Consider the following 22752-nt stretch of genomic DNA (forward strand, 5'->3'; position numbering starts at 1 on the left):
ATTCGGAAAGGCCCCCTGAAGTAGCAACCAGTGTGCCCGGCAGGCGACACGCCGAGCGGACACACATTTTGCACCTTAACCCCCTAAGTTCATGGCCCTCGACTTTATCCGCTCAGCGTCAGCGCTCAAGTGCCAGAAACCTAAAGAGGTCACGGCCCGATGCCTTCGGTGGACATAAGAAAACCCCCGTCGAGCAAAAACCTCGACGGGGGTAATGTTGTGCGCCACCAGGGACTCGAACCCCGAACCCGCTGATTAAGAGTCAGCTGCTCTGCCAGTTGAGCTAGTGGCGCTCATGTGAACCGCTGTTGTGCGGTGCAACGGGAAGAAATATTACGCATCAAAGCCCATAACCCAAAATCGCCTGGTCAGGAGCGAATTTCATCCGTTACTGAGTCGATATGAAACGTTCGACGTGCCTCGGGCCGATCTACAAGGCAGAGCTATAGACTCCCCGGGAACGGGGACGTTGTCTGAGAAATAGATGGGATTGTTCTGTGCGTGATTTTCGGGCGCGGGTGAAGCGCGGACTGGCGATTGGTTGTGCTCTGACCTTGCTTTCCGGAACAATCGCAGCGTGCACCATCGGAGACGTTGATGCAGCAAAGAGTTCGCTGAACGGTGAAAACTCTGCACCTAAACCGGATGAGCCGCCGGTTCTCAACGTCGAAGACGGCGACACCGAGGTAGATCCCATCGAGCCGATCACCGTCAAGGGAACGCCCGAACAGCTCAAGGGTCTGACGATGGTCAACGAGTCGGGCAACGAGGTGGAGTCGAAGCTCAGCGCGGATGGCACGCAATGGTCGAGTGCAGAGGACCTGGGATACGGCCGCACGTACACGATCACAATGCCGGGGTACAAGGACACCACGACTACGTTCACGACGGTGAGCCCCACTGCCACCACCACCGTGTCTTTGGGGCCCCTGGAAGATTCGACGGTGGGGGTCGGACAGGCCGTGATCGTGATCTTCAGTTCTGCGCCGTCTGATCGCAAGGCCGTGGAAGAGTCGATCCAGGTGAACACGTCCAACGGCACCGAGGGTGCTTTTTATTGGATTGGCCCGCGCGAACTTCGGTGGCGTCCGAAGGACTTTTGGAAGCCGGGAACGCAGGTCGAGGTCGTCGCTGATCTGTACGGCAAGGACCTGGGTGACGGACTCTATGCCAGCGCCGACAACTCCACCCGCTTCACCATCGGAGACGATGTGCGCGCGATCGTTGATGACAGCACCAAGACCATGGAGGTGTACAAGAACGGGGAGTTGCTGCGCTCAATCCCTGTCTCGCTAGGGCGCGACACTTCCCGTTGGGCCACCCCGAACGGCACGTACGTCGTGGGTGATGAGCATGCGCAGCTCATGATGGATTCCGAGACTTTCGGTTTGCCGCATGAGAACGGCGGTTACCAAACGAAGGTGGACTACGCGACGCAGCTTTCGTACTCCGGCATTTACGTCCATGCCGCGCCGTGGTCCAATTGGGCGCAGGGCAATACCAACCAGTCGCATGGGTGCATCAACGTTACGACGGAGGCTGCCGGTTGGTTCCAAGGCGTCGTGAAGCGTGGCGACCCCGTGATTATTAAGAACACCATCGGTGGCACCCTGCCTGGCTGGGATGGCCTTGGCTACTGGAACATCGACTGGGAGACATGGAAGGCAGGCAACGCATCCGCGGCTTAAGTCTGGCGCAGGTCAACGCTCGAGATGCTGCCATTACGTCAGCGGTGCGGGCACTGATCTCAGCGTCTCTGGCGATCCTGTTCCTCTATGTCTCGCACTCGCGGGCGCCCGTCGTTGGCACGTTGGCTGGCACGCTCGTGTTCGCATTGATGCTTCTCGACGCCTGCGCAGTCATTTGGTACGCCAACCTCGCGCACGTCCGCGGGCTGAAGCGAGTCTTTGCCGTGCTCATGCCACAGGGAGCGATTGCGCTGGTGGGCATGCTGTACTTCGGCGTGAGTAGTTTTCCCGAGCCGTTAGGTACCACGGCTCGAGCTGCCTGGTGGCTGGTGGGGCTGTGGAGTTTGCACGGGCTATTCGGCCTTCTGGGCGGCGCCGTCGAGGTTTCCTCCCGCCTTGCTGGAGCACTGCAGCTGGTGGCAGGGGTCGGCTTGGGTGCCTACTTGTGGCCGCGCCCGCACACCTTGTTGGAACTTGCTGTGCCTGTGGCTGCGGCGTGCATCGTGGTGACAGCCGGGCATCTTTCTGCCGCCATCGCCTCGGGGCAAGAGGTGGGGCTGCGTTTGCGGACCTTGCTGTAGGGGCTGTGGGGGAGTAGGCCGCCGGTGTCTTTTGCTGTGACAAATGGCACGTGCTCTCGACACCGTGATTTTTTACGGAAAGTACTAACCTTAAAAACAGCTAGGTAGAGCGCGTGTTTCTGGCGTCTCGACGGTCGGTAAGCACCGCCTGTTGGGACGATGAAAGCCCTGTGGAAAACCTAAGGACTGGTCCTAATTCGCGCGTAGCCTGGCGGATGAGTTAATCGCGAAATGGAAAGGGCATCAGTCATGACCACGACGGCTGCCAACAACAGCACGGCGGCTGACTCCGCCGAATCCGCCTGGGAGGGCTTCGCCCCCGGTGTTTGGCAGGACGAAATCGACGTCCGTGACTTCATTCAGCGCAATTTTGACCCGTACATGGGTGACGCTTCCTTCCTTGCAGGTCCCACCGAGAAGACGCTGCGCGTCTGGGATCACCTGGAGAAGAACTACCTCTCTGAAGAGCGCAAGCGTCGCATTTACGACGTGGACACCAAGACTCCCGCCGGCATTGATGCGTTCGGAGCTGGATACATCAGCGAGGACGACGACGTCATTGTTGGTCTGCAGACCGATGAGCCGCTCAAGCGCGCCATGATGCCGTATGGCGGCTGGCGCATGGTCAAGCAGGCGATCAAGGAGGCCGGCAAGGAAGCCGACCCGGACATCGAGAAGATCTTCACCGTCTACCGCAAGACCCACAACGATGCTGTGTTCGACATCTACACGCCGCGCATCCGCGCTGCGCGTTCCTCGCACATCATCACCGGTCTGCCCGATGCTTACGGCCGTGGTCGCATTATTGGCGACTACCGTCGAGTAGCGCTCTACGGTGTTGACCACCTGATTGCAGAGAAGAAGAAGGACAAGGACCGCGTCGCAACGCAGGCCTTCTCCGAGCACTGGGCTCGTTACCGCGAGGAGCACTCCGAGCAGATCAAGTCTCTGCAGGCCCTGAAGCGCCTGGGCGAGATCTACGGTCTGGACCTGAGCCGCCCGGCGCGCAACGCGCAGGAAGCCGTGCAGTGGACCTACATGGGCTACCTCGCCTCCGTGAAGTCGCAGGACGGCGCGGCCATGTCGATTGGTCGACTCTCTGCCTTCTTCGATATCTACTTCGAGCGCGACATCAAGGCCGGTCGCATGACGGAGGAAGAGGCCCAGGAGATCATCGATGCGCTGGTGATCAAGCTGCGCATCGTGCGCTTCCTGCGTACCGAGGACTACGACCAGATCTTCTCCGGCGACCCCTACTGGGCAACCTGGTCCGATGCTGGTTTCACCGAGGACGGTCGCCCGATGGTCACCAAGACCTCCTTCCGCCTGCTGCAGACCCTGCGCAACCTGGGCCCGGCCCCGGAGCCGAACATCACCATCTTCTGGGATCCGGCTCTGCCTGAGGGCTACAAGGACTTCTGCTCCGCCGTGTCCATCGAGACCTCGTCGCTGCAGTACGAGTCCGACGCGCAGATCCGCGACCAGTGGGGCGACGACGCCGCCATTGCATGCTGTGTGTCCCCGATGCGCGTTGGCAAGCAGATGCAGTTCTTCGGTGCACGCGTGAACGCCGCCAAGGCTCTGCTGTATGCCATCAACGGCGGCCGCGACGAGATGTCCGGCAAGCAGGTCACTGAGGAAGGCCTCTTCGAGCCCATCAAGGGTGACGGTCCGCTGGACTTCGACGAGGTCTGGCAGAAGTACGAGGAGATGCTGGACTGGGTCGTCGGCACCTACGTCGAGGCCCTCAACATCATCCACTACTGCCACGATCGCTATGCCTACGAGGCTGTGGAGATGGCCCTGCACGATTCCGACATCGTGCGCACCATGGGCTGCGGTATCGCCGGCCTGTCGATCGTTGCTGACTCTCTCGCCGCCATCAAGTACGCCAAGGTCACCCCGGTGCGTGACGAGACCGGCCTGATCGTGGACTACAAAACCGAGGGCGACTTCCCGATCTACGGCAACGATGATGATCGCGCAGACGACATCGCCGCCACCGTGGTCCACACCGTGATGAGCAAGATCAAGGAAATCCCGATGTACCGGGATGCTATTCCTACCCAGTCTGTGCTCACCATTACCTCCAACGTGGTGTACGGCCGTGCCACCGGTTCGTTCCCCTCCGGCCACACCGCGGGCACCCCGTTCGCCCCTGGTGCAAACCCGGAGAACGGCATGGACAGCCACGGCATGGTTGCCTCCATGCTCAGCGTGGGCAAGCTGGACTACAACGACGCGCTGGACGGCATCTCGCTGACCAACACGATCACCCCGTCCGGCCTGGGACGCACCAAGGATGAGCAGGTCAAGAACCTGACCGGCATCCTTGACGCTGGCTTCATCATGGATGAGGCTTAAAGGTAATAACCACACACTCAACGGGCACAACCCATAAATCTCTGAAAGGAGAAGTCATGTCCACCAAGACTTTCGAAGAGCGCCTGAACTCCATGAAGAGCAACCGCGAGGCTCACAACATGGACTCCGGTCTGTACCACGCCAACATCAACGTGCTGGACCAGTCCACCCTGGAAGACGCCATGGAGAACCCGGAGAAGTACCCGAACCTGACCGTTCGCGTCTCCGGCTACGCCGTGAACTTTGTCAAGCTCACCCGCGAGCAGCAGCTCGACGTGCTGCACCGCACCTTCCACGCTAAGGCCTAATTAGCGTCATCATCGCTGGCCCGGGGTCCCATGCGGGCCTTTGGGCCAGCTTTTTGTTTTCTACCCAGCAATCCCAGAGGAGGCTTCGCTCATGACCGTGCCATCCATTGGTGTCTCTGACGGCACCACCGGGCCTTTCCGCCCGAAACCTGTGGATATCCCCACCCCGAAATTGCGCGGAGCCGCCTCCGGTATTGCTGGAGCAGAGGACTTGAGCCCGCTGGAACGAGCAGAAAAGTTCGAGGAGGTCCGTGAGGGCATCGCCGGTTCCATTCATTCCTGGGAGCTGGTGACCAGTGTGGACGGCCCGGGAACCCGCATGACTTTGTTCCTGTCCGGATGCCCGCTGCGCTGCGTCTATTGCCACAACCCCGACACCCTTCATATGAAGGACGGCACGCTGCAGTCGCTGGATGACATCGTGAAGAAGATGAAGCGCTACCGGCCCGTATTCAAAGCCAGCGGTGGCGGAATCACGATCTCTGGTGGAGAGCCCCTTTTCCAGGAACCCTTCACCCGCAATTTGCTGCGTGAGGCCAAGAAACTAGGTATTCACACCGCGATTGATACCTCCGGCTTCCTGGGTGCGCGCGTCGATGAGGAGATGATGCAGGACATCGACCTGTTCCTCCTGGACATCAAGAGCGGCGACCCAGAAACCTACAAGAAGGTCACCGGCCGGGAATTGCAGCCCACGATCGACTTTGGCAACCGGCTCAATGAGAATCACCGAAAGGTGTGGATCCGCTTCGTGGTCGTTCCCGGTTGGACCGACGACTGGGACAACGTGGAAAAGGCGGCCGATATTGTCGGTGGCTGGAAGAACGCCGTCGAGCGAGTCGAGGTCCTGCCTTTCCACAACATGGCCCAGGACAAGTGGGAGTCCCTCGGCATGAAGTACTACCTGGAGAACGTGAAGCCGCCGGAGGCGGAGGTCGTGGAGCGCATCCGCGAGCAGTTCCGCGCACGTGGTTTGGACGTCTACTAAACACCGAAGAACCGGTCCCAACTCTCCTCTACAAGGAAAGCGGGGACCGGTTCTTTATGCGCTTTTCGACGCCTCTCTAGCGCTCCGGTAGCGGCTTACGCGGGATGTAGGCATCCTCGTTGGGACGTTCAAAGTCCGGAGCCTCGAACGTGCCCAGGGTCCAATCGCGGACCTCCGGCAGATCCTCGAGGTGCTCCACGATGTACTCGTGATGGCGCGCCAGCTGCTTTTCGGCCCAGTGGTAGAGCTTGATGCCGTTGGTCGGGACATAGTCCGAGTTGTTCAGGATGTCGATGACCAGGTGATAGCGGTCAACCTCGTTGCGCACGACCATGTCGAACGGAGTCGTGGTCGTTCCTTCCTCCTTGAATCCGCGTGCATGGAAGCGATCCGTTCCGGGCCGGCCGTGGACCAGCTGATGAACAGCGCCCGGGTAGCCGTGGAACGCGAAGAGAACGTCGACGTCGTCCGTGAACATGCGGGTGAACTCGGAGTCCGACATTCCTAGCGGATGATCCTTCGGACGGTGCAGCGCCATGAGGTTTACTACGTTGACAAAGCGGATCTTGAGATCAGGCATGACCGTCTTAACGATCTCAGCTGCCGCGACGGCCTCCATGGTGACCACGTCGCCGGCGGTGGCGATGACCAGGTTGGGTTTGTCGTCGCCAAGCCCCTCGGTCCCGGCCCAATCCCAGATGCCGTACCCGCGGGTGACGTGCTCCTTGGCTTCTTCCATTGAGAGGTACTGCATCTGTGGCTGCTTGTCCTGCACGACCAGGTTGACTTTGTTGCGGTCGGAGAACACCTTTTCCGCGGTGACGGCCAGCGTGTTGGCATCGACGGGGAGGTAGATGCGTCCCACGCTCTTGTTCATGTTGAGCACGACGTTGAGCAGCTCGGGTGCCTGGTGGGAGAAGCCGTTGTGGTCGTTGCGCCAGCAGGTGGAGGACAGCAGGATGTTCAGCGAAGGTACCGCCGCACGCCAGGGGAGGTGGTTGGCTTCTTGGAACCACTTGCCGGCCTGCATGGTCATGGAGGCGCTCACCATGCCGAAGGCCTCGTAGGAGGCGAAGAGTCCGTGGCGACCGGTGAGGTTGTAACCGTCGAGCCAACCATGAGAATTGTGCTCGCTCAAGACCTCCATGACGCGGCCGTTGGAGGAGAGCTTCTCATCCACGAGGTTGGTGCGCTCCATGAAAGCGCGATCGGTGACCTCGAATACGGCGCCGAGGCGGTTCGAGTTGGTCTCATCCGGGCAGAAGAGACGGAAGTTGTCCGGGTTGTCCTCGTAGATGTCGCGCATGATCGCGCCCAGGGTACGAGTGGATTCCTGCTTGAAGCTGGCGCGCGTCTCATCGGTGACCTCGGTGGCGTACTCGCTGAGGTCGCGCAGGCGAAGGTCCTTGGTAAGCAGGCCGCCGTTGGCATGCGGGTTGCCAGAGATGCGCTTGTTGCCCTCCGGATTGTTGGCAGCAACCAGCTCCGTAATGGTGCCGTCCGCGTTGAACAGCTCCTCGGGGTGGTAGGAACGCAGCCAGTTCTCCAGTAGCGCCAGGTGGTCGGCATCCTCGCGGACACCAGACAGCGGGACCTGGTGCGCGCGCCAGGTGCCCTCGTAGACCTTGCCGTCCACCAGGTGTGGGCCGGTCCAGCCCTTAGGCGTGCGCAGGATGATCATCGGCCATACCGGACGCGTGCCGTCCCAGTTACCGCTGCGTGCCTCCTGTTGGATCTCGGCGATGCGGCTGTAGGCGTAGTTGAGGGCGTCCGAGAACTTCTCATGCATCCAGGGCAGCTCATTGCCCTCGACCCAGATGGGCTCGTACCCGTAACCGCGGAAGTAGGACTCAACCTCTTCCGGGTCCTTGCGGGAGAGCACCGTCGGGGAAGCGATCTTTCCACCGTTGAGGTGGAGGATCGGCAGGACTGCACCGTCGTGCTCCGGGTTGAGGAAGGAGATAGACTTCCATGATCCCTCCAGCGGGCCAGTCTCGGCCTCGCCGTCGCCGACGACCGCTGCCACGAGCAGGTCGGGGTTATCGAACGCTGCGCCGAACGCGTGAGAGAGGGCGTAGCCCAGCTCGCCACCCTCGTGAATGGAACCCGGTGTGGTCACCGATGCGTGCGACGGAATGCCGCCGGGCGCCGAGAACTGCCGGAACAGCTTGGTCAGCCCTTGGGCGTCCTTGGTCACAGCTGGGAAGCATTCGGTGTAGGTGCCCTCAAGGTAGGAGGCTGACACGATGGCGGGGCCGCCATGGCCTGGGCCGGTGATGTAGATGACGTCCTGATCGGTGTGCTTGATCAGGCGATTCAGGTGCGCGTAGATGAACGCCAGGCCCGGTGAGGTGCCCCAGTGACCGAGCAGACGCGGTTTGATGTCGTCTGCCTCCAGCGGACGCTGCAGCAGCGGGTTGTCCTTGAGGTAGATCTGGCCAACGGTGAGGTAGTTGTTGGCGCGCCACCAGGCATCGACCTGGAGAAGCTCGTCCTTGGTCAGCTTCGGAATCATGTGGTTGCTCATGACCTAAGATTAAAAGGTCATACCAAAATAAGACAAGCGTTTTGGTAGTGCTTTTCGACGCCCTCCCAACCGAATTTCGCGTGCCTAACCAACGACACACATTGGCCACCAGGCTGGGATAGTCTGACCTCATGTCGACAGAACGGATAGGCAACCCAGAGCGCAACGCAGCGCTCGACTCATTGGGGGAGTACTTCGCAGACGGCTACCTCGATGTCGATGAATTTGATCAGCGCACCATGCATGCTGCTCAGGCTCGCACGCGTACAGACCTCGAGGCCCTCTTTAACGATCTGCCCGCCCGCAACGTTCCGGCTCAGCGAGACGAGCCCAGCCTCGCGGTACATGAATCCGCCGAAGATGAGCTGGATGCGGTCATGCGCAAGAACCGCATCGTGCAGTCTGCTGACGCTGCCATCTGGGGTGTGGCCGTGCTCGTGTTTTTCCTCGGTCTCTTCGTCTTTGAGTGGGACTACTTCTGGGCAGCTTTCCCGGTCGCTGGCGTGGCCTCAGCAGGTGTGCGCGGTGTGGTGTCGCTGAGCGATGAGGAAGAAGAACTCGCCGGCAAGCTCGAAGAGGATGCCAAGAAGGAGCGAGCTAAGCGCCTGCGAAAGGCTGCCGAGCGACGACGAGAGTTGGGGAAGTAATTCCTACGCCTTAAGCCTCGTCGGTTTCCTTGACGTAGAGCTCGAAGAGGTGATTGACGATCGCCTGCTCCCGTTCGGCCTCAGGCAGAGCACTGAAGTCCACGCCGTAGGCCTGCTCGACGGCGCGGTCGAGCGTGCGGTGAGCCTTGACAAGCTCGGGGTGGAGGAAGTCGTTGTCCGGGTCGTAGAGATCCGCCAATGATTCGCCCGGGTACAGTTCGCGGGCGTCAATCACAGCCTGAGCGGCCGATTCAATCGCTGTGACCTGCGCATCCGTCGCATCAGGGAAGACCATGTTGTTGTAAACGATGGTGTTGGCGTAGCTGTAGTCACTCTTGAGCCTTCCGCCGACGACGCGCATCCAGGCGTTGTGGAAGGTCGACATGAGGACGCCGAAAATATAGCGCGAGTCGCTCGGAATGAAGTACAACTTGTCCCCGGGAATCATTCCATCGTCGACAAATCCCAATGGGATAAATTTCCGGCGTTGACTCGACACCTTGGGAACACCAATATAGGTTCCGTCCTTGAACTTCGAGGTCGGTCGGAGCAGGTGCGGACGATCGGCCAGCTTGTAGGCATCGCCAGTTTGAGTCTGGACCAAGCGCCACTCTCGGCACGCATCTATGTGGGCACGCACGTGCGGCAGGGCTTTGAGCTCGGGCCCTGTGATCTCGGGGAGCCACAGGCAGTAGCGGTCGTCACCGTTGATGAACTCCTGTCCCATCGAGAACTTCCGGATCCACTTCCCAGCACCGGGTTCCGCGGCGATGAGCTCGTCGCGCTCCTCGGGGGACAGGAGGAGGTTGCCTCCATCTGCTGGTTTAAAGCCTTGAGCCATACCAGGCACATTGCTCAGCGGCTTTGACCTGCGCTCGATGAACACGCTCGGAGCATCCACCAAGTAGCCATTGAGGTGCTCGACCGCGTGGCGCTCGCCAATCTCGCGCGGCGCACCCGCGGCGCGCTCTTCGGCGCTCGCGCGGCGATAAGTCCAGGCGACCTTGTTCGGTCGCTCCACGTGGGAGAACCCAATAATCACGCAAAAGACGTGCGCCTGATCCTTCGCTTCGTTTGACCAGGTAAAGGTTCGGTGCGCGAAGTTGATGGAGATGCCATCGGCGAAGAGTGGCTTCCACAAGGGAGTGACCTGCTGGCCCTGGACGATCGAATTCGTGGACACCAGGGCGGCCTCGCAGGTGGTCCCGGCCATGAAGTCTGCGGCCAACTTGTACCAGCAAGCTACGTAGTCAAGCAGTCCGCCATCCTTGCCAAAGATGGTTACGCGATCCTCCTTCTGTTCCGCGCTGAGCTTCGAATTTCCCAGGAACGGAGGATTTCCGATTATGTAGTCGCACTCGGCAGGCTCAATCACCTCGGACCAGTCCTTGTGCAGGGCATTGCCGTGGTGGATGTTCGCGGCGTCGACAAGCGGAAGATCCTCGATGACTCCGGTGACGATCGTCTGCGCCTCAATATTGGCCTGCAGCTGCGCGATCCATAGCGCGGTGGATGCCACGGAGACGGCGAAGTCGTTGATCTCGATTCCGTAGAACTGATCGAGCGAGATTTTCAGCGGCGACTCCCCGCCGACATCCAAGAATGTCTGCTGGTTCGAGAGCTCCGAAAGAATCTTGTTCTCCAGGCGCCGCAGGGAGATGTAGGTCTCGGTGAGGAAGTTTCCGGATCCGCATGCCGGGTCAAAGAATGTCAGGCCAGCGATCTTGTCATGGAACGCGGTGATCTTCTTGCGCCGCTTGTTGGCGCTCACTCCGCTCTCGGCGAGAATCTCGGCGAGCTCGGTCTTGAGATCATCGAGGAAAAGCGGGTCAATCACCTTGTGGATGTTCTCAGGCGAGGTGTAGTGCATTCCACCGGAGGCGCGAGTCTCCGGGTTCAGGGTGGACTCGAATACGCCGCCAAAGATGGTTGGTGAAATCTCAGCCCAATTGGTGTCGCGCGAGACTTCGTCGAGAAGCAAATCCTTGATCTCGTCGGTGAAGTTAGGGATCTCGACTGCGCCGTTGGCCTTGGCGCTAAACAGTCCGCCATTGACGTAAGGGAAGGACCTGAGATCATCCGTAAGGTAGGGATCGCGCTGGTCTACCGGGGTGTCCAGAACCTCGAAGAGCTCCAAGAGCCGGCCGCGAATGCGATTAGCGGGAGTGCCGTGCAGGTAGCTGTAGAACGCATCCTTGCCAAAGAGCCCTGCGTCTTCGGCGAACAAGCAGAACACGAGGCGGACGCACAGCACGTTGAGCGAGTGCTGGCTCGCCGCGCTATCTGGATCGATGTACTGCTGGCGCAACGCTCGATACAGGGTTGCGATGAGCTCACCCGCATCCATGGTGACCCGCTCCTCGCGCTGCTGACGAGATCGCTGGGGGTCAATGAGGAAGTCGAGGAGATGGAACTGCTCGGGAAGCTCCGCCAAAGTGAAGGAGAGGTAGTTCTGATCCGGGCGTTGGCGCTCCAGGTCGTGAATCCGGAACTGTCCGAAGTTACACACAATGATGTAGCGCGGGCGCTGGGAATAGGGCAGCGTGTTGGCGTAATTGCGAGCCTGCTCGAACGGAGTGACCTGTTGCCCCTGGCGCACATCCGGCTTATCCAGGCTGACACCAAGTGACTTTTGCTCGATGATCGTCTTGGCATCGGCGATCGTGACGTCGATGAAGCCGCGCGCGTCGGTGCGTTCTTCGTAGCGCACCGACGTCACGATGTCGTGCATTCCCACGACGGTGCGCAGCAGCTCATTCCAGAAGGTGGCCGTGTCGCCCTTCTCATACCCGCGGTCAGCCCACTCCTCGGAGAATCTCCGGGCGGCGGCAGAGCGCTCGACTTCGGTGAGAACTTCCAGGTGGGTTTTAGCGACAGACATAAAAACAAAGTCTACTGAGCTACGGCGCTGGTGTGCCCCCGCGCTTGTTTGGCGCTCCCAGCGCATGCGCGAAACCCCGACCGAGAATCAACCCCGGCCGGGGCTTCAAACTTTGGGGTGGCTGACGGGGCTCGAACCCGCGACACCCAGGATCACAACCTGGTGCTCTACCAGCTGAACTACAGCCACCATCGCTGCGTGAAGCAGCGCTGACTAGATTAACGCACCGTCGCCAAAACCAAAAAACGCCAGGTCATCAGGCCCTATTTCAGATGATCCGCAAACGCCTCCACTGCCTCGCGAGAGCTTGCCGCTGCGGAATCCGAGTCTGGGCCCGGAGCGGGGACGAAGACGCTGCGACGGTAATAGTCCAGCTCGCGGATGGATTCCACGATGTCTGCCAGCGCGCGGTGGGCCATGCCCTTTTCTGGCTGGTTGAAGTATGCGCGGGGGAACCAGCGGCGGGTTAGCTCCTTAACGGAGGAGACGTCGATCATCCGGTAGTGCAATGCCCGATCAAGTCGGGGCATGTGCGCGCGGATAAACGCACGGTCGGTGGCAATGGAATTACCGGCCAGCGGAGCGGGGTGCTCGGGATCGCAGTGCTGTGCAATCAGATCGAGCACCGCATCCTCAGCCTTGCGAATATCCACGGTGGAGGCGCGAATAGCCTCGGTGAGCCCGTTGGTCTCGTGCATCTCTGTGACGTAGTCATCCATGCGTGAGAGCTCGTCCTCGGTTGCATGAACAACCAAGTCCACGCCTTCTCCGAGGATGTTCAGGTTCGCGTCCGTGACCAGGGCGGCGACCTCCACGATGACGTGGTTGTCCGGATCGAGGCCCGTCATCTCCAGGTCGATCCAGACCAGCCGGTTGTTCTTGGCGGCAATCTCCTCAGTCATGCTCACCAGCCTAAAGGTCTTAGCCCATCTTGGAGTAAAAGGAGCCGATAAGCGGGCTCAGCAGGGCCTTGGGCCCGTAGGTGGAAACGAAGTCCATGCTCTTGGACAAAGGCCCGGGAACGACGCGACGCTTACCCTTCGCCATCGCATTAAGCGTCTCCTCGGCGCAGGACTCGTAGGTGGTCCACAAGAAATCCGGGACCACCTTGTCCACGATCGTTTGCTCCTCCTCGGGGATCTCTGCCTCGCGGACCGGGCCCGGGGCCAAGAGTGTGCAGGTCACCCCGGTGCCCTTGAGCTCATAGTGGAGGGACTCGGTGAACGAGTTTACGCCGGCCTTGGTGAATACGTAGGTGGCGTTATTCGGGATCGGAATGTTGCCTGCCGCCGAACCCACATTGCAGATCGCGCCCTCGCCACGTGCGACCATGTCGTGGACCACAGCATGGGTCAGGCGGAAGACTGCAGTAGCGTTGAGGTTGAACTGGTTGGTCTCGTAATCCCAATCCTGCTCTAGGAACGGGCCGAAGCTAGCAATGCCCGCAGAGTTCACAAGGATGTTGACCTCAGTGGTTTTCAGAACGTCGATAAGCCGAGTCACCTCATCCTCGCGGGAGAGATCGCACGCCACGACGTCCACAGCGACACCGTGTGCCGAACGTAGCTGCTCAGCGATGTTTTCCAGAACCTCCTCGCGGCGCGCCACGAGCAGCAGATTGTGCCCATAGGCGGCAAGGCGTCGAGCGATGGCTTCACCGATTCCCTGGGAAGCGCCGGTGACTACAGCGCGGGTCGTGGTGGTGGGGGCGGGCAGCGTCATGGGATGGCACACCCTTTCCGGGGTAGGAGACGAGGTCAATATTCATAGGCTAATGGGTGTCGCTCCAGGTGGCGATAACGCAACCTAATCGTGACCATTTTGGAGGCTGTAACGGCGTTTTTCTGTCTTAGTATCAAGCCACACCTACCCGCCCTTTTGATGTTCTAGAACAGGATCGCCTACTCGTGCGCTCGTTTGTTTCTCGCGCTACCGCAACGGCCGTCGTCGCCTTGCTCACCGGTCTGGTGTCGCCTGTTGCAGCTCATGCAGCCGTCGCTGCCCCCGGTGCGCCTCTCCGCACTGTTGCTTCGGAACCGACCTTGCCCGGAATGCCCACTCAACTCGACTTCGCCTCGTGCTCTCAGGGGCCTGTGGGTACCGTTGCGCTTGACGACGCCTCCCGCAACCCAGTGATGCTTACCGCCGGGCACTGCACCCACGCGGTCAATCCCTTCTGGCAGCCCACGGACGCCGTGTACTCGCCCGGTGTGGATGGCAATGAGCTGATTGGCCACCGCGGACCTTCCGGCTTTGACAACCCCATGACCGGGGAGCCAGTCGCAGACCTTGCTGCCTCGGTGGTTAGCCAGGACTGGTCTGTCGTGGAGCTGGAGCCGTCCACCACGACCTCTCGGCTTTCTCAGTCGCGTAACCATGACGGCCTCCCATCCGGAACGCCCGTGGTACTGACCGGTATCCGCGACTACCCAGACCTGGCGCCCGGACAGATCAGCTTTGACAACTTTGGCCAGCCGATCTGCAAGGACGGCGACGTCTCCGGCCGAACCTGTGGACAGCAACTGTTCCGCACGCGCAACTCCGTGTTCCACCAAAACCTCGGATACGAGCACGGCGATTCCGGCGGAGTGAACTTCGACCCAAACACTCACGAGGTCATCGGTGTTGCTTCCCAGGCTTTGGGTAACTTTGGCCGCGCACAGACTGCCGACGTCGCCCTGGAAACTGCCTACGGAATCCCCGACGGTCAGGTCAACCAGGCCTTCCAGCTTGCCGAGTCCACCGAGCCCCACGACACCGACCTGCGCACGCAATCGCAGGACGAGCAGGCTACCCGCGAGTGGACCAAGCAGAACTATCCGGACGTGCAGTTCACTCCGCAGCCCACTTTCCAGCAGCAGCTGGATAACCAGGTGAAGTGGGCGCAGTCTGACGTTCAGGCCCTGGGCACGATGTTCGGCGACTCCGTCGCCACCGGAGATATGGCCCGTGCCCAGCGCGTGGCCGAGACCGCAGGCAAGGTAGGCAACTACTACGCCGAGACGCTTCCCGATTACGCCGCCATGGCGGCAATCGAGAACGTGGCCTCCACCGTCACCGTTCCGATGCCTCCGGAGGGGTTCCTCCAGTAACTCGCTTAGCGAGGCAGCTTTAGAGCCCAGCAACCTATCGAGGTTGCTGGGCTTTTGTGTTGGTGTGGGCGGTAGTTCGGCCATGGATCTTAGCGCCGAAGGGTTCTTCTGCATCGCCGAGCTGGCCTGCGTTGCTGAGCTGGCCTGCATCGCCAGAGCTCTAAAGGAATAGGCACAAAGGACGCGCCCTTTAGAGGTTTAGGCCCAAAAACTGACTCCTTTGGTCCTATTCCTTTAGAGCTTTAGCTCGAGCCCCCCAAAAAACCAGCCCCCAAACCCTCGACACGCAAAAACCCCACCGCCAGCATCGTGTGCTGCGCGATGGGGTGTAACCGTTTTGCGCCCCCAGCAGGATTCGAACCCGCGACCCACGGGGTAGAAACCCGCTGCTCTAATCCACTGAGCTATGGAGGCCAGTGCCCCTAGCTTAACCCACAGCATGCGGCCATCATGCACACCCGCCTAGTGGCTTCGTCCTCGCTGGTGAGAGCGGATAGGGTGAGGTCCATGTCGAGCACGAGGCGCGGAGAGCACAACAGTGAGGCCAAGCGAACCTGGCCCATTTATCTTCTGGCAGCACTAATCGAAGGCATCGTGGGAGGAGCAATCGGCTATTCCTTCCTTGGCGGCTCCCTTGCCGCCCTGGGAATTCCCGATCCCGGCCCGGTGACTTCTTTTGGTCTGCCGTTCTTGCGTGCCGTTAGCTGGATCATGGCGGCGCTGGCAACGGGCTCGTTTATGTTCTCGGCCTTCTACATCCCGCCGCAGAAGGTGAACGTCGGGGCAGAAAGCCCGCTGAAGGGCACACGGCTGAGCGTCGATGGGCACATCGCGTCGCGCACGGGCGCGAATGCTGCCCTGGTCTTTGCGCTGATCGGACTAGTGATGGTGCCGATGACCTTGTCAGACATTTCCGGTACGCCATTTCTACAGACGTTGAATCCGGCGTCGTTTAGCACCGCCCTCCAACAGGTAGCCGCGAGCGAGGTCTGGCTGCTGAGCGCCATTATCGCAGGTTTGGTCAGCCTGGTTGCGCGATTGAGCAACCGCTGGGCGTGGCAGCCAGTACTCATGCTCGGATCGATCGGGATGATCATTCCGCTGGCGATGGAGGGGCACAACGCGACTGGAGGTGCGCACGATTACGGCACCAATTCGTACCTGTGGCACCTGATCCTCATGGTGGTTTGGATCGGAGGCCTGCTCGCGCTGTTGGCACACGGACGACGCCTGGGGCCGAGTCTGGAAACGGCAGTGCGTCGCTACAGCGTGGTCGCCCTCTTTGCGCTGCTGGCAGTGGCGCTGTCTGGCGTGGTGGCTGCCCTTATTCGCGTCCAGCTCGGCGACCTGCTGACCACGAAGTACGGCCTGGTAATCACCGGGAAGATCGTGGGCACCATCATTTTGGCCGTGATGGGTTTTGCTCATCGCCAGCTCACTATCCCGCAGCTGGGCAGCAACCCGCGCTCGTTTCTGCGTCTTGCTCTGGCAGAGATCCTGCTCATGGCCGCGGTGGCTGGCTTGGCTGTCACGATGGGACGGACCCCGCCGCCCCCGCCGCTCAACCCGAACTTGAGCCCCATGGCCATCCAGATTGGTTATGAATTGACCAAGGAGCCGACCTTCTTCAGCGTATTTACCGTGTGGCGCTTCGACATCCTTTTCGGCGCGCTGGGCGTGATCTTCGCAGTGCTTTACCTGTTGGGTGTGCGTCGAGTGCGCGCGCGTGGCGGGGAGTGGAAGACCTCTTACACTGCCTGGTGGTTGGCGGGGTGCGTCACGTTGGTGATCACGATGAGCTCGGGCATCGGCATGTACATGCCAGCCACCTATTCCATGCACATGGTCGCCCACATGATGCTGTCCATGGTGGTGCCGCTGATCATGGCGTTGGGCGCACCGCTGACCCTGATCACCTCTGCATTTAGCCCCGAGGAAGGGCCGCACCAGTGGGTAAAGGCCTTTACGCACTCGCGCTTTCTTGCTGTGGTGACCACCCCGTGGGTCAACCTCTTGCAGTTCCTCGTGTTCTTCTACCTGCTCTATCTGAGTTTCCCGCTTTACGAGCTCGCAATCTCCGAGCACGCCGGCCACATCACCATGAACGTATTGTTCCTGGTCTCCGGTTATTTCTACTTCTGGGAGCTGGTGGGGCCCGATGAGATTCCAGGCCGACGCAGCGCGGCCATTCGACTGTTCTGGCTGGTGGTTTCCATGCCGGTTCACTTGTACTTCGGCGTGTATCTCATGCAGCTCAATACCGTCATGGGCGAGGAGTTCTATCGCTCGCTGCAGCTGCCCTGGAACCCGGACCTACTCAAGGACCAGAAAAACGGCGGCGGCATCGCCTGGGCCTTCGGCTCCTTCCCGTTGACCTTTGTCTTGCTGTGGTTGATGTTGGAGTGGCGTCGCGACGACAAAGCTGCGGAGGAGCGTATCGACGCGCGTCTCGATTCCGCATCCCGCGCACACTCCGATTCCTCCGCGGAGCAGGGCGAAGATGAGCCCATCGACGAGCTCGCCGCGTACAACGCCATGCTGCAGCGATACCACCGCGGAGGTGGAGACACCGCCAGCGACTACTACTCACGGGAGTTCTAACCACACTCAGGGCAAGTGCGGCAGTGGGGAATTGTTGACCGTTCGGAGCAACCGTCGGCTTATCCACAGAAGCCGCTGCACTGGAGACTGCGGATGCTGCCGATCCCACATGATGAGTCCTAGGCGCACCAACCTGGCGCTGACCCTCACCTCCTGGCGAAAGGACCATCATGCCCAACTACCCGATCACCGTGATCGGCAACCTCACCGATAACCCTGACTGCAAGACGGTGTCTACTGGCTCACCAAAGACGTCGATACGCATTGCCGCCCACCGATCCGTCCGCGACCCGAATGCCGATAGTGGGTGGCGCGACACTGACCATCTCTTTCTCACGGGCGAAATGTGGGGCCAGCTGGCTCTCAATGCCGCGGAGTCTCTGCGCAAGGGGATGAGCGTGATCGCGTCGGGCCGCCTCGTGGTTCAGGAGTGGGAAAGTGATGACAAGGAGGGAGAGAAGAAGCGCAACCAGCGCATGCTTTTCAAGATCGAGAGGATCGGACTCGATCTGAACCGGTACGTTGTTGCCTCGCGCCGTACCGACGAGATCGAACACAACGTGGACGGGTTGCAGGCTCCCGCGCGCCCGACCCTCGCCACCACCACGACCTTCACCCAGAACACGCCACGTGAACCCGCCCTAGCGGGGGTGGGAGCCGGACGTTCCGGTGGTTCCGAAGAGTCGACAGAGGAGGGTGGTAGGTAAACCTCCGTTCTAAGGCTGCTCATGTACCCTTTGTGAGAACCTAAGATACACATTCAACAAAGGGGAAACATGGCGGAGTTCATCTACACGATGAAAAACGTACGCAGGGCCATCGGTGACAAGGTCATCCTCGACAACGTCACCATGGCCTTTTACCCGGGCGCCAAGATCGGCGTGGTCGGCCCCAACGGCGCAGGCAAGTCGTCCCTGCTCAAGATCATGGCGGGCATCGATGAGCCGAACAACGGCGACGCCTTCCTGGATCCGGGTGCCACCGTGGGCATCCTCCTTCAGGAGCCCCCGCTGAACGAGGACAAGACTGTCCGCGAAAACGTGGAAGAGGGCCTGGGCGAGATCTTCGAGAAGAAGCAGCGCTTTGAGCAGATCGCCGAGGAGATGGCCACCAACTACTCCGACGAGCTCATGGACGAGATGGGCAAGCTCCAGGAGGCCCTGGACGCAGCGGATGCTTGGGAGGTCGACTCCAAGATTGATCAGGCTCTGGAAGCCCTGCGCTGCCCGCCCGCCGATGCCCCGGTGACCCACCTTTCTGGTGGCGAGCGTCGTCGAGTAGCGCTGGCCAAGCTCCTGCTGACCCAGCCAGATCTGCTGCTTCTCGACGAGCCCACCAACCACCTCGACGCGGAAAGCGTGTTGTGGCTGGAGAAGCACCTGCAGGATTACCCGGGTGCCGTCCTGGCTATTACCCACGACCGCTACTTCCTGGACAACGTCGCGGAGTGGATCTGCGAGGTCGACCGCGGAAAGCTCTACCCCTACGAGGGCAACTACTCCACCTACCTGGAGAAGAAGGCCGAGCGCCTAGAGGTTGCTGGCAAGAAGGATCAGAAGCTGCAGAAGCGTCTGAAGAACGAGCTGGATTGGGTGCGTTCTTCGCCGAAGGCCCGCCAGGCCAAGAACAAGGCTCGCCTGGAGCGCTACGAGGAGATGGCAGCCGAGGCCGAGAAATACAAGAAGCTCGACTTCGAAGAGATTCAGATCCCGACCCCGCCGCGCCTGGGCAACAAGGTCGTCGAAGTCAACGACCTGCACAAGGGTTTCGACGGCCGCACCCTGATCAAGGATCTTTCTTTCACGCTGCCGCGTAACGGCATCGTGGGCGTGATTGGTCCGAACGGTGTGGGTAAGTCCACCTTGTTCAAGACCATCGTGGGCTTCCAGGAGCCGGACTCCGGCACCGTTGAGGTCGGCGAGACCGTCCAGATCTCCTATGTGGATCAGAACCGCGAGAACATTGACCCCGAGCTGACCGTCTGGGAGGTCGTCTCCGGTGGCCTGGACTACATCCAGGTTGGCCAGAACGAGATGCCGTCACGCGCCTACCTCTCTGCGTTCGGTTTCAAGGGCCCGGATCAGCAGAAGAAGTCCAAGGTGCTCTCCGGTGGTGAGCGCAACCGCCTGAACCTCGCGCTTACCCTGAAGCAGGGCGGAAACCTCATCCTTCTCGACGAGCCGACCAACGACCTCGATGTGGAGACCCTGGGTTCCCTCGAGAACGCACTGACCAACTTCCCGGGCTGCGCCGTGGTGATCTCTCACGACCGCTGGTTCCTGGACCGCACCTGTACCCACATCCTGGCGTGGGAGGGCGACCACGAGGAAGGCAAGTGGTTCTGGTTCGAGGGCAACTTCGGCGACTACGAGAAGAACAAGGTGGAGCGCTACGGTGAGGACGCTGCCCGTCCAAGCTCCGTGACGCACCGCAAGCTCTCGCGCTAAATTCAGCGCGCAGCCGCGAGCGGCGAAACAAACCACCCAGTGCGTGGGCGAGCAAGACTACACTCGCTCACGCACTATTTTTATGTCCCGTTTTTAAAGTAAGGCGAGTTTCTTATGGCTGCGACATCTCACGCACACACCACAACAATCCCGGTGCGGTGGTCTGACTTCGACCGCTTTGGGCATGTGATGAACGCCAACTACGTGGAATTCGCGCAGGAAGCACGCCTGGTATTCGCGCAGGAGCACTTTTACTCCAAGGGCGTAGAGTTCAACGTCTTTGTGCGCAGCATCAACGCGGACTTTCGCCTACCGGTGGGCCCGGACACCACCGAGGTCACGGTCCACACGGATGTGTCCGAGGTCGGTACGACTTCCTTTGTCACCCGCCAGGAAATCCTGGATCGCCAGGGACGCATCGCATGTGTCGTCGAGTGCGCCCAGGTGGTCATGGACCTGGAAACGATGCGGCCGCGCCCGCTCACCGAGCAGGAAGTCGAGCTGATCACTGCTCCGTCTCGTGCTGCAAAGGCAGCGGAATAAGTGGAAACGATCCAGGTCCTCGGGGGCCACCCGGGGCTGCTCGCGCTGGTCAGCCGGGCCCAAAGTCTTGATGCTGGGGCGAGTGTGCGCTTCCGCGAGCTCGGCTCGGGGTTTGTCGATGCATTTGTGACCACGCCTTTCGGCGTCATCGCTTCTCGACGCTTCGAGGGCCACATCTCTCGCGATGGGGCCGTGGTCTCCGCTCGCGACCTCTTCGCTGCGCTCCAGGAAGATGAGCGCGAGATCGGCCCGGCCAGCGATCCAAACTGGCCCGGAGCCCTGCCGCCGGCCGCCGGTTTCACCCTGGTGGACACGCTCCCGGTAGCAGTGGTGCGTTCGCTCGCTGACGAAGGTCAGCGGCTGGCCCGGCAGTTTTCCGGGCCGCTGGGCCCTCCTGCGTCGTTGTTGGACCAGACGGTTATCACGGTGACGGCGCCGGAAGACGAGTCGCTTACCGTGGAGATCCCCATGCGCATGGTGTTTACCTGCACCTCGTTGGGCCTGATCCCGGGGTTCGAAGCGGCCACCACTGTTCCCCGACATCTCAAGGTGTCACGTGCCGGACGGTGGACGCGCATAGATGCGCCCTATGGAACGGTGTATCGCTCCACAGGGCTGGGCGGGGTCTTAGCGCTCTAGCTGTGCGTATTGATCATCATGTAGGCCACGCGCTGCATGTGATTCCAGATCGCCGCACGCGAGGCATCGTCGATGGTTTCTGAATCGATCTGATCCAGCGAGCGTCCCATGAGCTCGAGCCAGCGTTCTGCGCCGGCGGCATCAATACGGAAGGGCATGTGCCGGCGGCGCAGCATCGGGTTGCCGCGCTCCTGGGCATAGGTGGTCGGGCCGCCCCAGTACTGGGAGAGGAACCAGTAGAGCCGATCCTCGGCACCAGCCATGTCGTCTTTGGGGTACATGGGGCCCAGGATGTCGTCGTTAGGCACCTGGGCGTAGAAACCCCGCACTAGGGCACGGAACGTCGGCTCGCCACCGCAGGCCTCAAACAGGGAACCCATCTAGCTCTCCTGGGGGCGGGGGAAGCCCATGCCGTGGGGGTAGGGCAGGGTGATTCCTTCTTCACGCAGGCGGTTGATCAGCTTGGACTGGATTATGCGCTGCACGTCCCACTGATGTGCGGGTAGCGTCTTCACGCTGGCGCGGAAGGTGACATAGTCCGGGTTGATAGTGGTGAGGCCGTTGACCTCGGGGGCATCGATGATGCCCTCGGAAATCGACGGATCCTTGGCTGCGTCGGTAATGGCATCAAGGATGACGTCCCAGGCCTTCTCCGTGTCGTTGGTCAGGGCAACAGGGATCTCAATACGGGCGATCGAGTACTCGTCGGAGAGGTTACCCACGCGCAGGATCTCACCATTGCGGATGTACCACAGAGTTCCGTCGATATCGCGGATCGTGGTGATGCGCAGCGAGATGTCCTCCACGTCACCGATGACTCCGTCGCCGACATCAATGGTGTCACCCACACCGTACTGATCCTCCAAAAGCATGAACACACCGGCGATGAAGTCCTTCACCAGGGACTGTGCGCCGAAACCAATGGCCAGGCCAATCACACCAGCCGAAGCAATCAGCGGCGCGACGTTCACGCCTACTTGGTCAAGGATGGCCAGGACGGCCCAGACCCAGATGACGATTCCCGCCGCGGACTTACCCACTGCAGCGAGCGTGCGCACGCGTGACTGGCGGCGCTTTTCTCGCGAGTCGCGCATGGCCTGCACCCGCGGGTCGGTCTCTTCAGGCTTGACGTGCTTCTTGCCGCGCAGCTTCTTTTGCAGCCCGCTCTTTTTGCCCCCATTGTCGATGTTGGCACGAGCCGCCCGGTTGATGATCTTCCGGGCGAGCCACTGCAAGACCAGGGCAATGATGATGATCAGCAGGATGCGCAGCGGGTTTGTGATCAGCCACTCTTTAGTCATGGGATCCTCTAACCACGAGGACACTCCATCCACGGCTCCCTTTCCGGCGTCACTGACCTGCTGGCCTGCACTTGCTTGAACTGTATAGATACTCATCAGCCTCAAACGTACTCGTGTGTGCACGTGGGGTCATGTCCCAAGGGCT

General features: G+C 60.7%; 18 protein-coding genes and 3 tRNA genes. 12 read left to right on the top strand and 9 right to left on the bottom strand.

Annotated features, from left to right (window positions below):
- Positions 1-220: 220 nt before the first annotated feature.
- Positions 221-293 (bottom strand) — tRNA-Lys (locus FHE74_RS09920).
- Positions 294-497: 204 nt separating this feature from the next.
- On the opposite strand from FHE74_RS09920, the gene FHE74_RS09925 reads away from it, so the two are divergent.
- From FHE74_RS09925 to pflA, 5 genes are all read left to right on the top strand, one after another.
- Positions 498-1688, top strand: coding sequence for a L,D-transpeptidase (locus FHE74_RS09925; protein ID WP_246049281.1), 1191 nt, complete (start codon positions 498-500; stop codon positions 1686-1688).
- On the top strand, positions 1658-2269 hold the full coding sequence (locus FHE74_RS09930) for a hypothetical protein (RefSeq protein WP_139466362.1): 612 nt from the start codon (positions 1658-1660) through the stop codon (positions 2267-2269). Before FHE74_RS09925 ends, FHE74_RS09930 begins: the two co-directional genes overlap by 31 nt.
- Positions 2270-2518: 249 nt before the next feature.
- A complete protein-coding gene (locus tag FHE74_RS09935) occupies positions 2519-4633 on the top strand; it encodes a pyruvate formate lyase family protein (protein ID WP_139466363.1) in 2115 nt (704 codons plus the stop codon).
- A gap of 56 nt (positions 4634-4689) precedes the next feature.
- The gene (grcA2, locus tag FHE74_RS10820) at positions 4690-4941 is read left to right on the top strand and encodes an autonomous glycyl radical cofactor GrcA2 (RefSeq protein ID WP_139466364.1); all 252 of its coding nucleotides are present in this window, start codon (positions 4690-4692) and stop codon (positions 4939-4941) included.
- Between the two features lie 91 nt (positions 4942-5032).
- Entirely contained in the window at positions 5033-5929 is an 897-nt protein-coding gene (pflA, locus tag FHE74_RS09945; RefSeq protein ID WP_139466365.1) for a pyruvate formate-lyase-activating protein, read from the top strand.
- A 76-nt stretch (positions 5930-6005) separates the two neighbouring features.
- Here pflA and FHE74_RS09950 read toward each other — a convergent pair whose 3' ends face one another.
- Complete coding sequence (locus tag FHE74_RS09950; RefSeq protein WP_139466366.1) at positions 6006-8456, bottom strand: phosphoketolase family protein; 2451 nt, start codon at positions 8454-8456, stop codon at positions 6006-6008.
- A 131-nt stretch (positions 8457-8587) separates the two neighbouring features.
- Between FHE74_RS09950 and FHE74_RS09955 the strand changes: the two genes are divergently transcribed.
- Positions 8588-9103 carry a DUF1707 SHOCT-like domain-containing protein gene (locus tag FHE74_RS09955; RefSeq protein WP_139466367.1) on the top strand — a complete coding sequence of 172 codons (516 nt, stop codon included), beginning with the start codon at positions 8588-8590 and terminating at the stop codon, positions 9101-9103.
- Between the two features lie 10 nt (positions 9104-9113).
- Here FHE74_RS09955 and FHE74_RS09960 read toward each other — a convergent pair whose 3' ends face one another.
- The 4 genes from FHE74_RS09960 to cmrA all read right to left on the bottom strand — a co-directional run bounded on the left by FHE74_RS09960 (position 9114) and on the right by cmrA (position 13706).
- Complete coding sequence (locus FHE74_RS09960) at positions 9114-11984, bottom strand: DNA methyltransferase (protein WP_139466368.1); 2871 nt, start codon at positions 11982-11984, stop codon at positions 9114-9116.
- Positions 11985-12097: 113 nt separating this feature from the next.
- Positions 12098-12173: transfer RNA gene (locus tag FHE74_RS09965), tRNA-His, on the bottom strand.
- Positions 12174-12247: 74 nt separating this feature from the next.
- Positions 12248-12886, bottom strand: coding sequence for an oligoribonuclease (orn, locus tag FHE74_RS09970; RefSeq protein WP_139466369.1), 639 nt, complete (start codon positions 12884-12886; stop codon positions 12248-12250).
- 19 nt (positions 12887-12905) lie between these two features.
- Positions 12906-13706 (bottom strand): mycolate reductase, encoded by an 801-nt coding sequence (gene cmrA / locus FHE74_RS09975; RefSeq protein WP_139466370.1) that lies wholly within the window; start codon positions 13704-13706, stop codon positions 12906-12908.
- 185 nt (positions 13707-13891) lie between these two features.
- Between cmrA and FHE74_RS09980 the strand changes: the two genes are divergently transcribed.
- On the top strand, positions 13892-15076 hold the full coding sequence (locus FHE74_RS09980; RefSeq protein ID WP_139466371.1) for a chymotrypsin family serine protease: 1185 nt from the start codon (positions 13892-13894) through the stop codon (positions 15074-15076).
- A 340-nt stretch (positions 15077-15416) separates the two neighbouring features.
- Here the strand turns inward: FHE74_RS09980 and FHE74_RS09985 are convergent.
- A tRNA-Arg gene (locus FHE74_RS09985) sits at positions 15417-15490 on the bottom strand.
- A gap of 93 nt (positions 15491-15583) precedes the next feature.
- Here FHE74_RS09985 and FHE74_RS09990 point away from each other — a divergent pair.
- The 5 genes from FHE74_RS09990 to FHE74_RS10010 all read left to right on the top strand — a co-directional run bounded on the left by FHE74_RS09990 (position 15584) and on the right by FHE74_RS10010 (position 21306).
- A complete protein-coding gene (locus FHE74_RS09990) occupies positions 15584-17677 on the top strand; it encodes a bifunctional copper resistance protein CopD/cytochrome c oxidase assembly protein (RefSeq protein ID WP_139466372.1) in 2094 nt (697 codons plus the stop codon).
- 170 nt (positions 17678-17847) lie between these two features.
- Complete coding sequence (locus FHE74_RS09995) at positions 17848-18384, top strand: single-stranded DNA-binding protein (RefSeq protein ID WP_139466373.1); 537 nt, start codon at positions 17848-17850, stop codon at positions 18382-18384.
- Positions 18385-18453: 69 nt separating this feature from the next.
- Positions 18454-20124: an energy-dependent translational throttle protein EttA gene (ettA, locus tag FHE74_RS10000; protein WP_139466374.1), complete on the top strand. Its 1671-nt coding sequence runs from the start codon at positions 18454-18456 to the stop codon at positions 20122-20124.
- A gap of 114 nt (positions 20125-20238) precedes the next feature.
- Positions 20239-20667 (top strand): acyl-CoA thioesterase, encoded by a 429-nt coding sequence (locus FHE74_RS10005; RefSeq protein WP_139466375.1) that lies wholly within the window; start codon positions 20239-20241, stop codon positions 20665-20667.
- A complete protein-coding gene (locus FHE74_RS10010) occupies positions 20668-21306 on the top strand; it encodes a DUF8185 domain-containing protein (RefSeq protein ID WP_139466376.1) in 639 nt (212 codons plus the stop codon).
- On the opposite strand, the gene FHE74_RS10015 is transcribed toward FHE74_RS10010, so the two are convergent.
- Positions 21303-21686, bottom strand: a complete 384-nt coding sequence (locus FHE74_RS10015) for a globin (RefSeq protein ID WP_139466377.1) — start codon at positions 21684-21686, stop codon at positions 21303-21305. The genes FHE74_RS10010 and FHE74_RS10015 overlap by 4 nt on opposite strands.
- Complete coding sequence (locus FHE74_RS10020; RefSeq protein WP_139466378.1) at positions 21687-22703, bottom strand: mechanosensitive ion channel family protein; 1017 nt, start codon at positions 22701-22703, stop codon at positions 21687-21689.
- Positions 22704-22752: the final 49 nt, after the last annotated feature.

It is taken from the genome of Corynebacterium tapiri (genome assembly GCF_006334925.1).
Lineage (GTDB): Bacteria > Actinomycetota > Actinomycetes > Mycobacteriales > Mycobacteriaceae > Corynebacterium > Corynebacterium tapiri.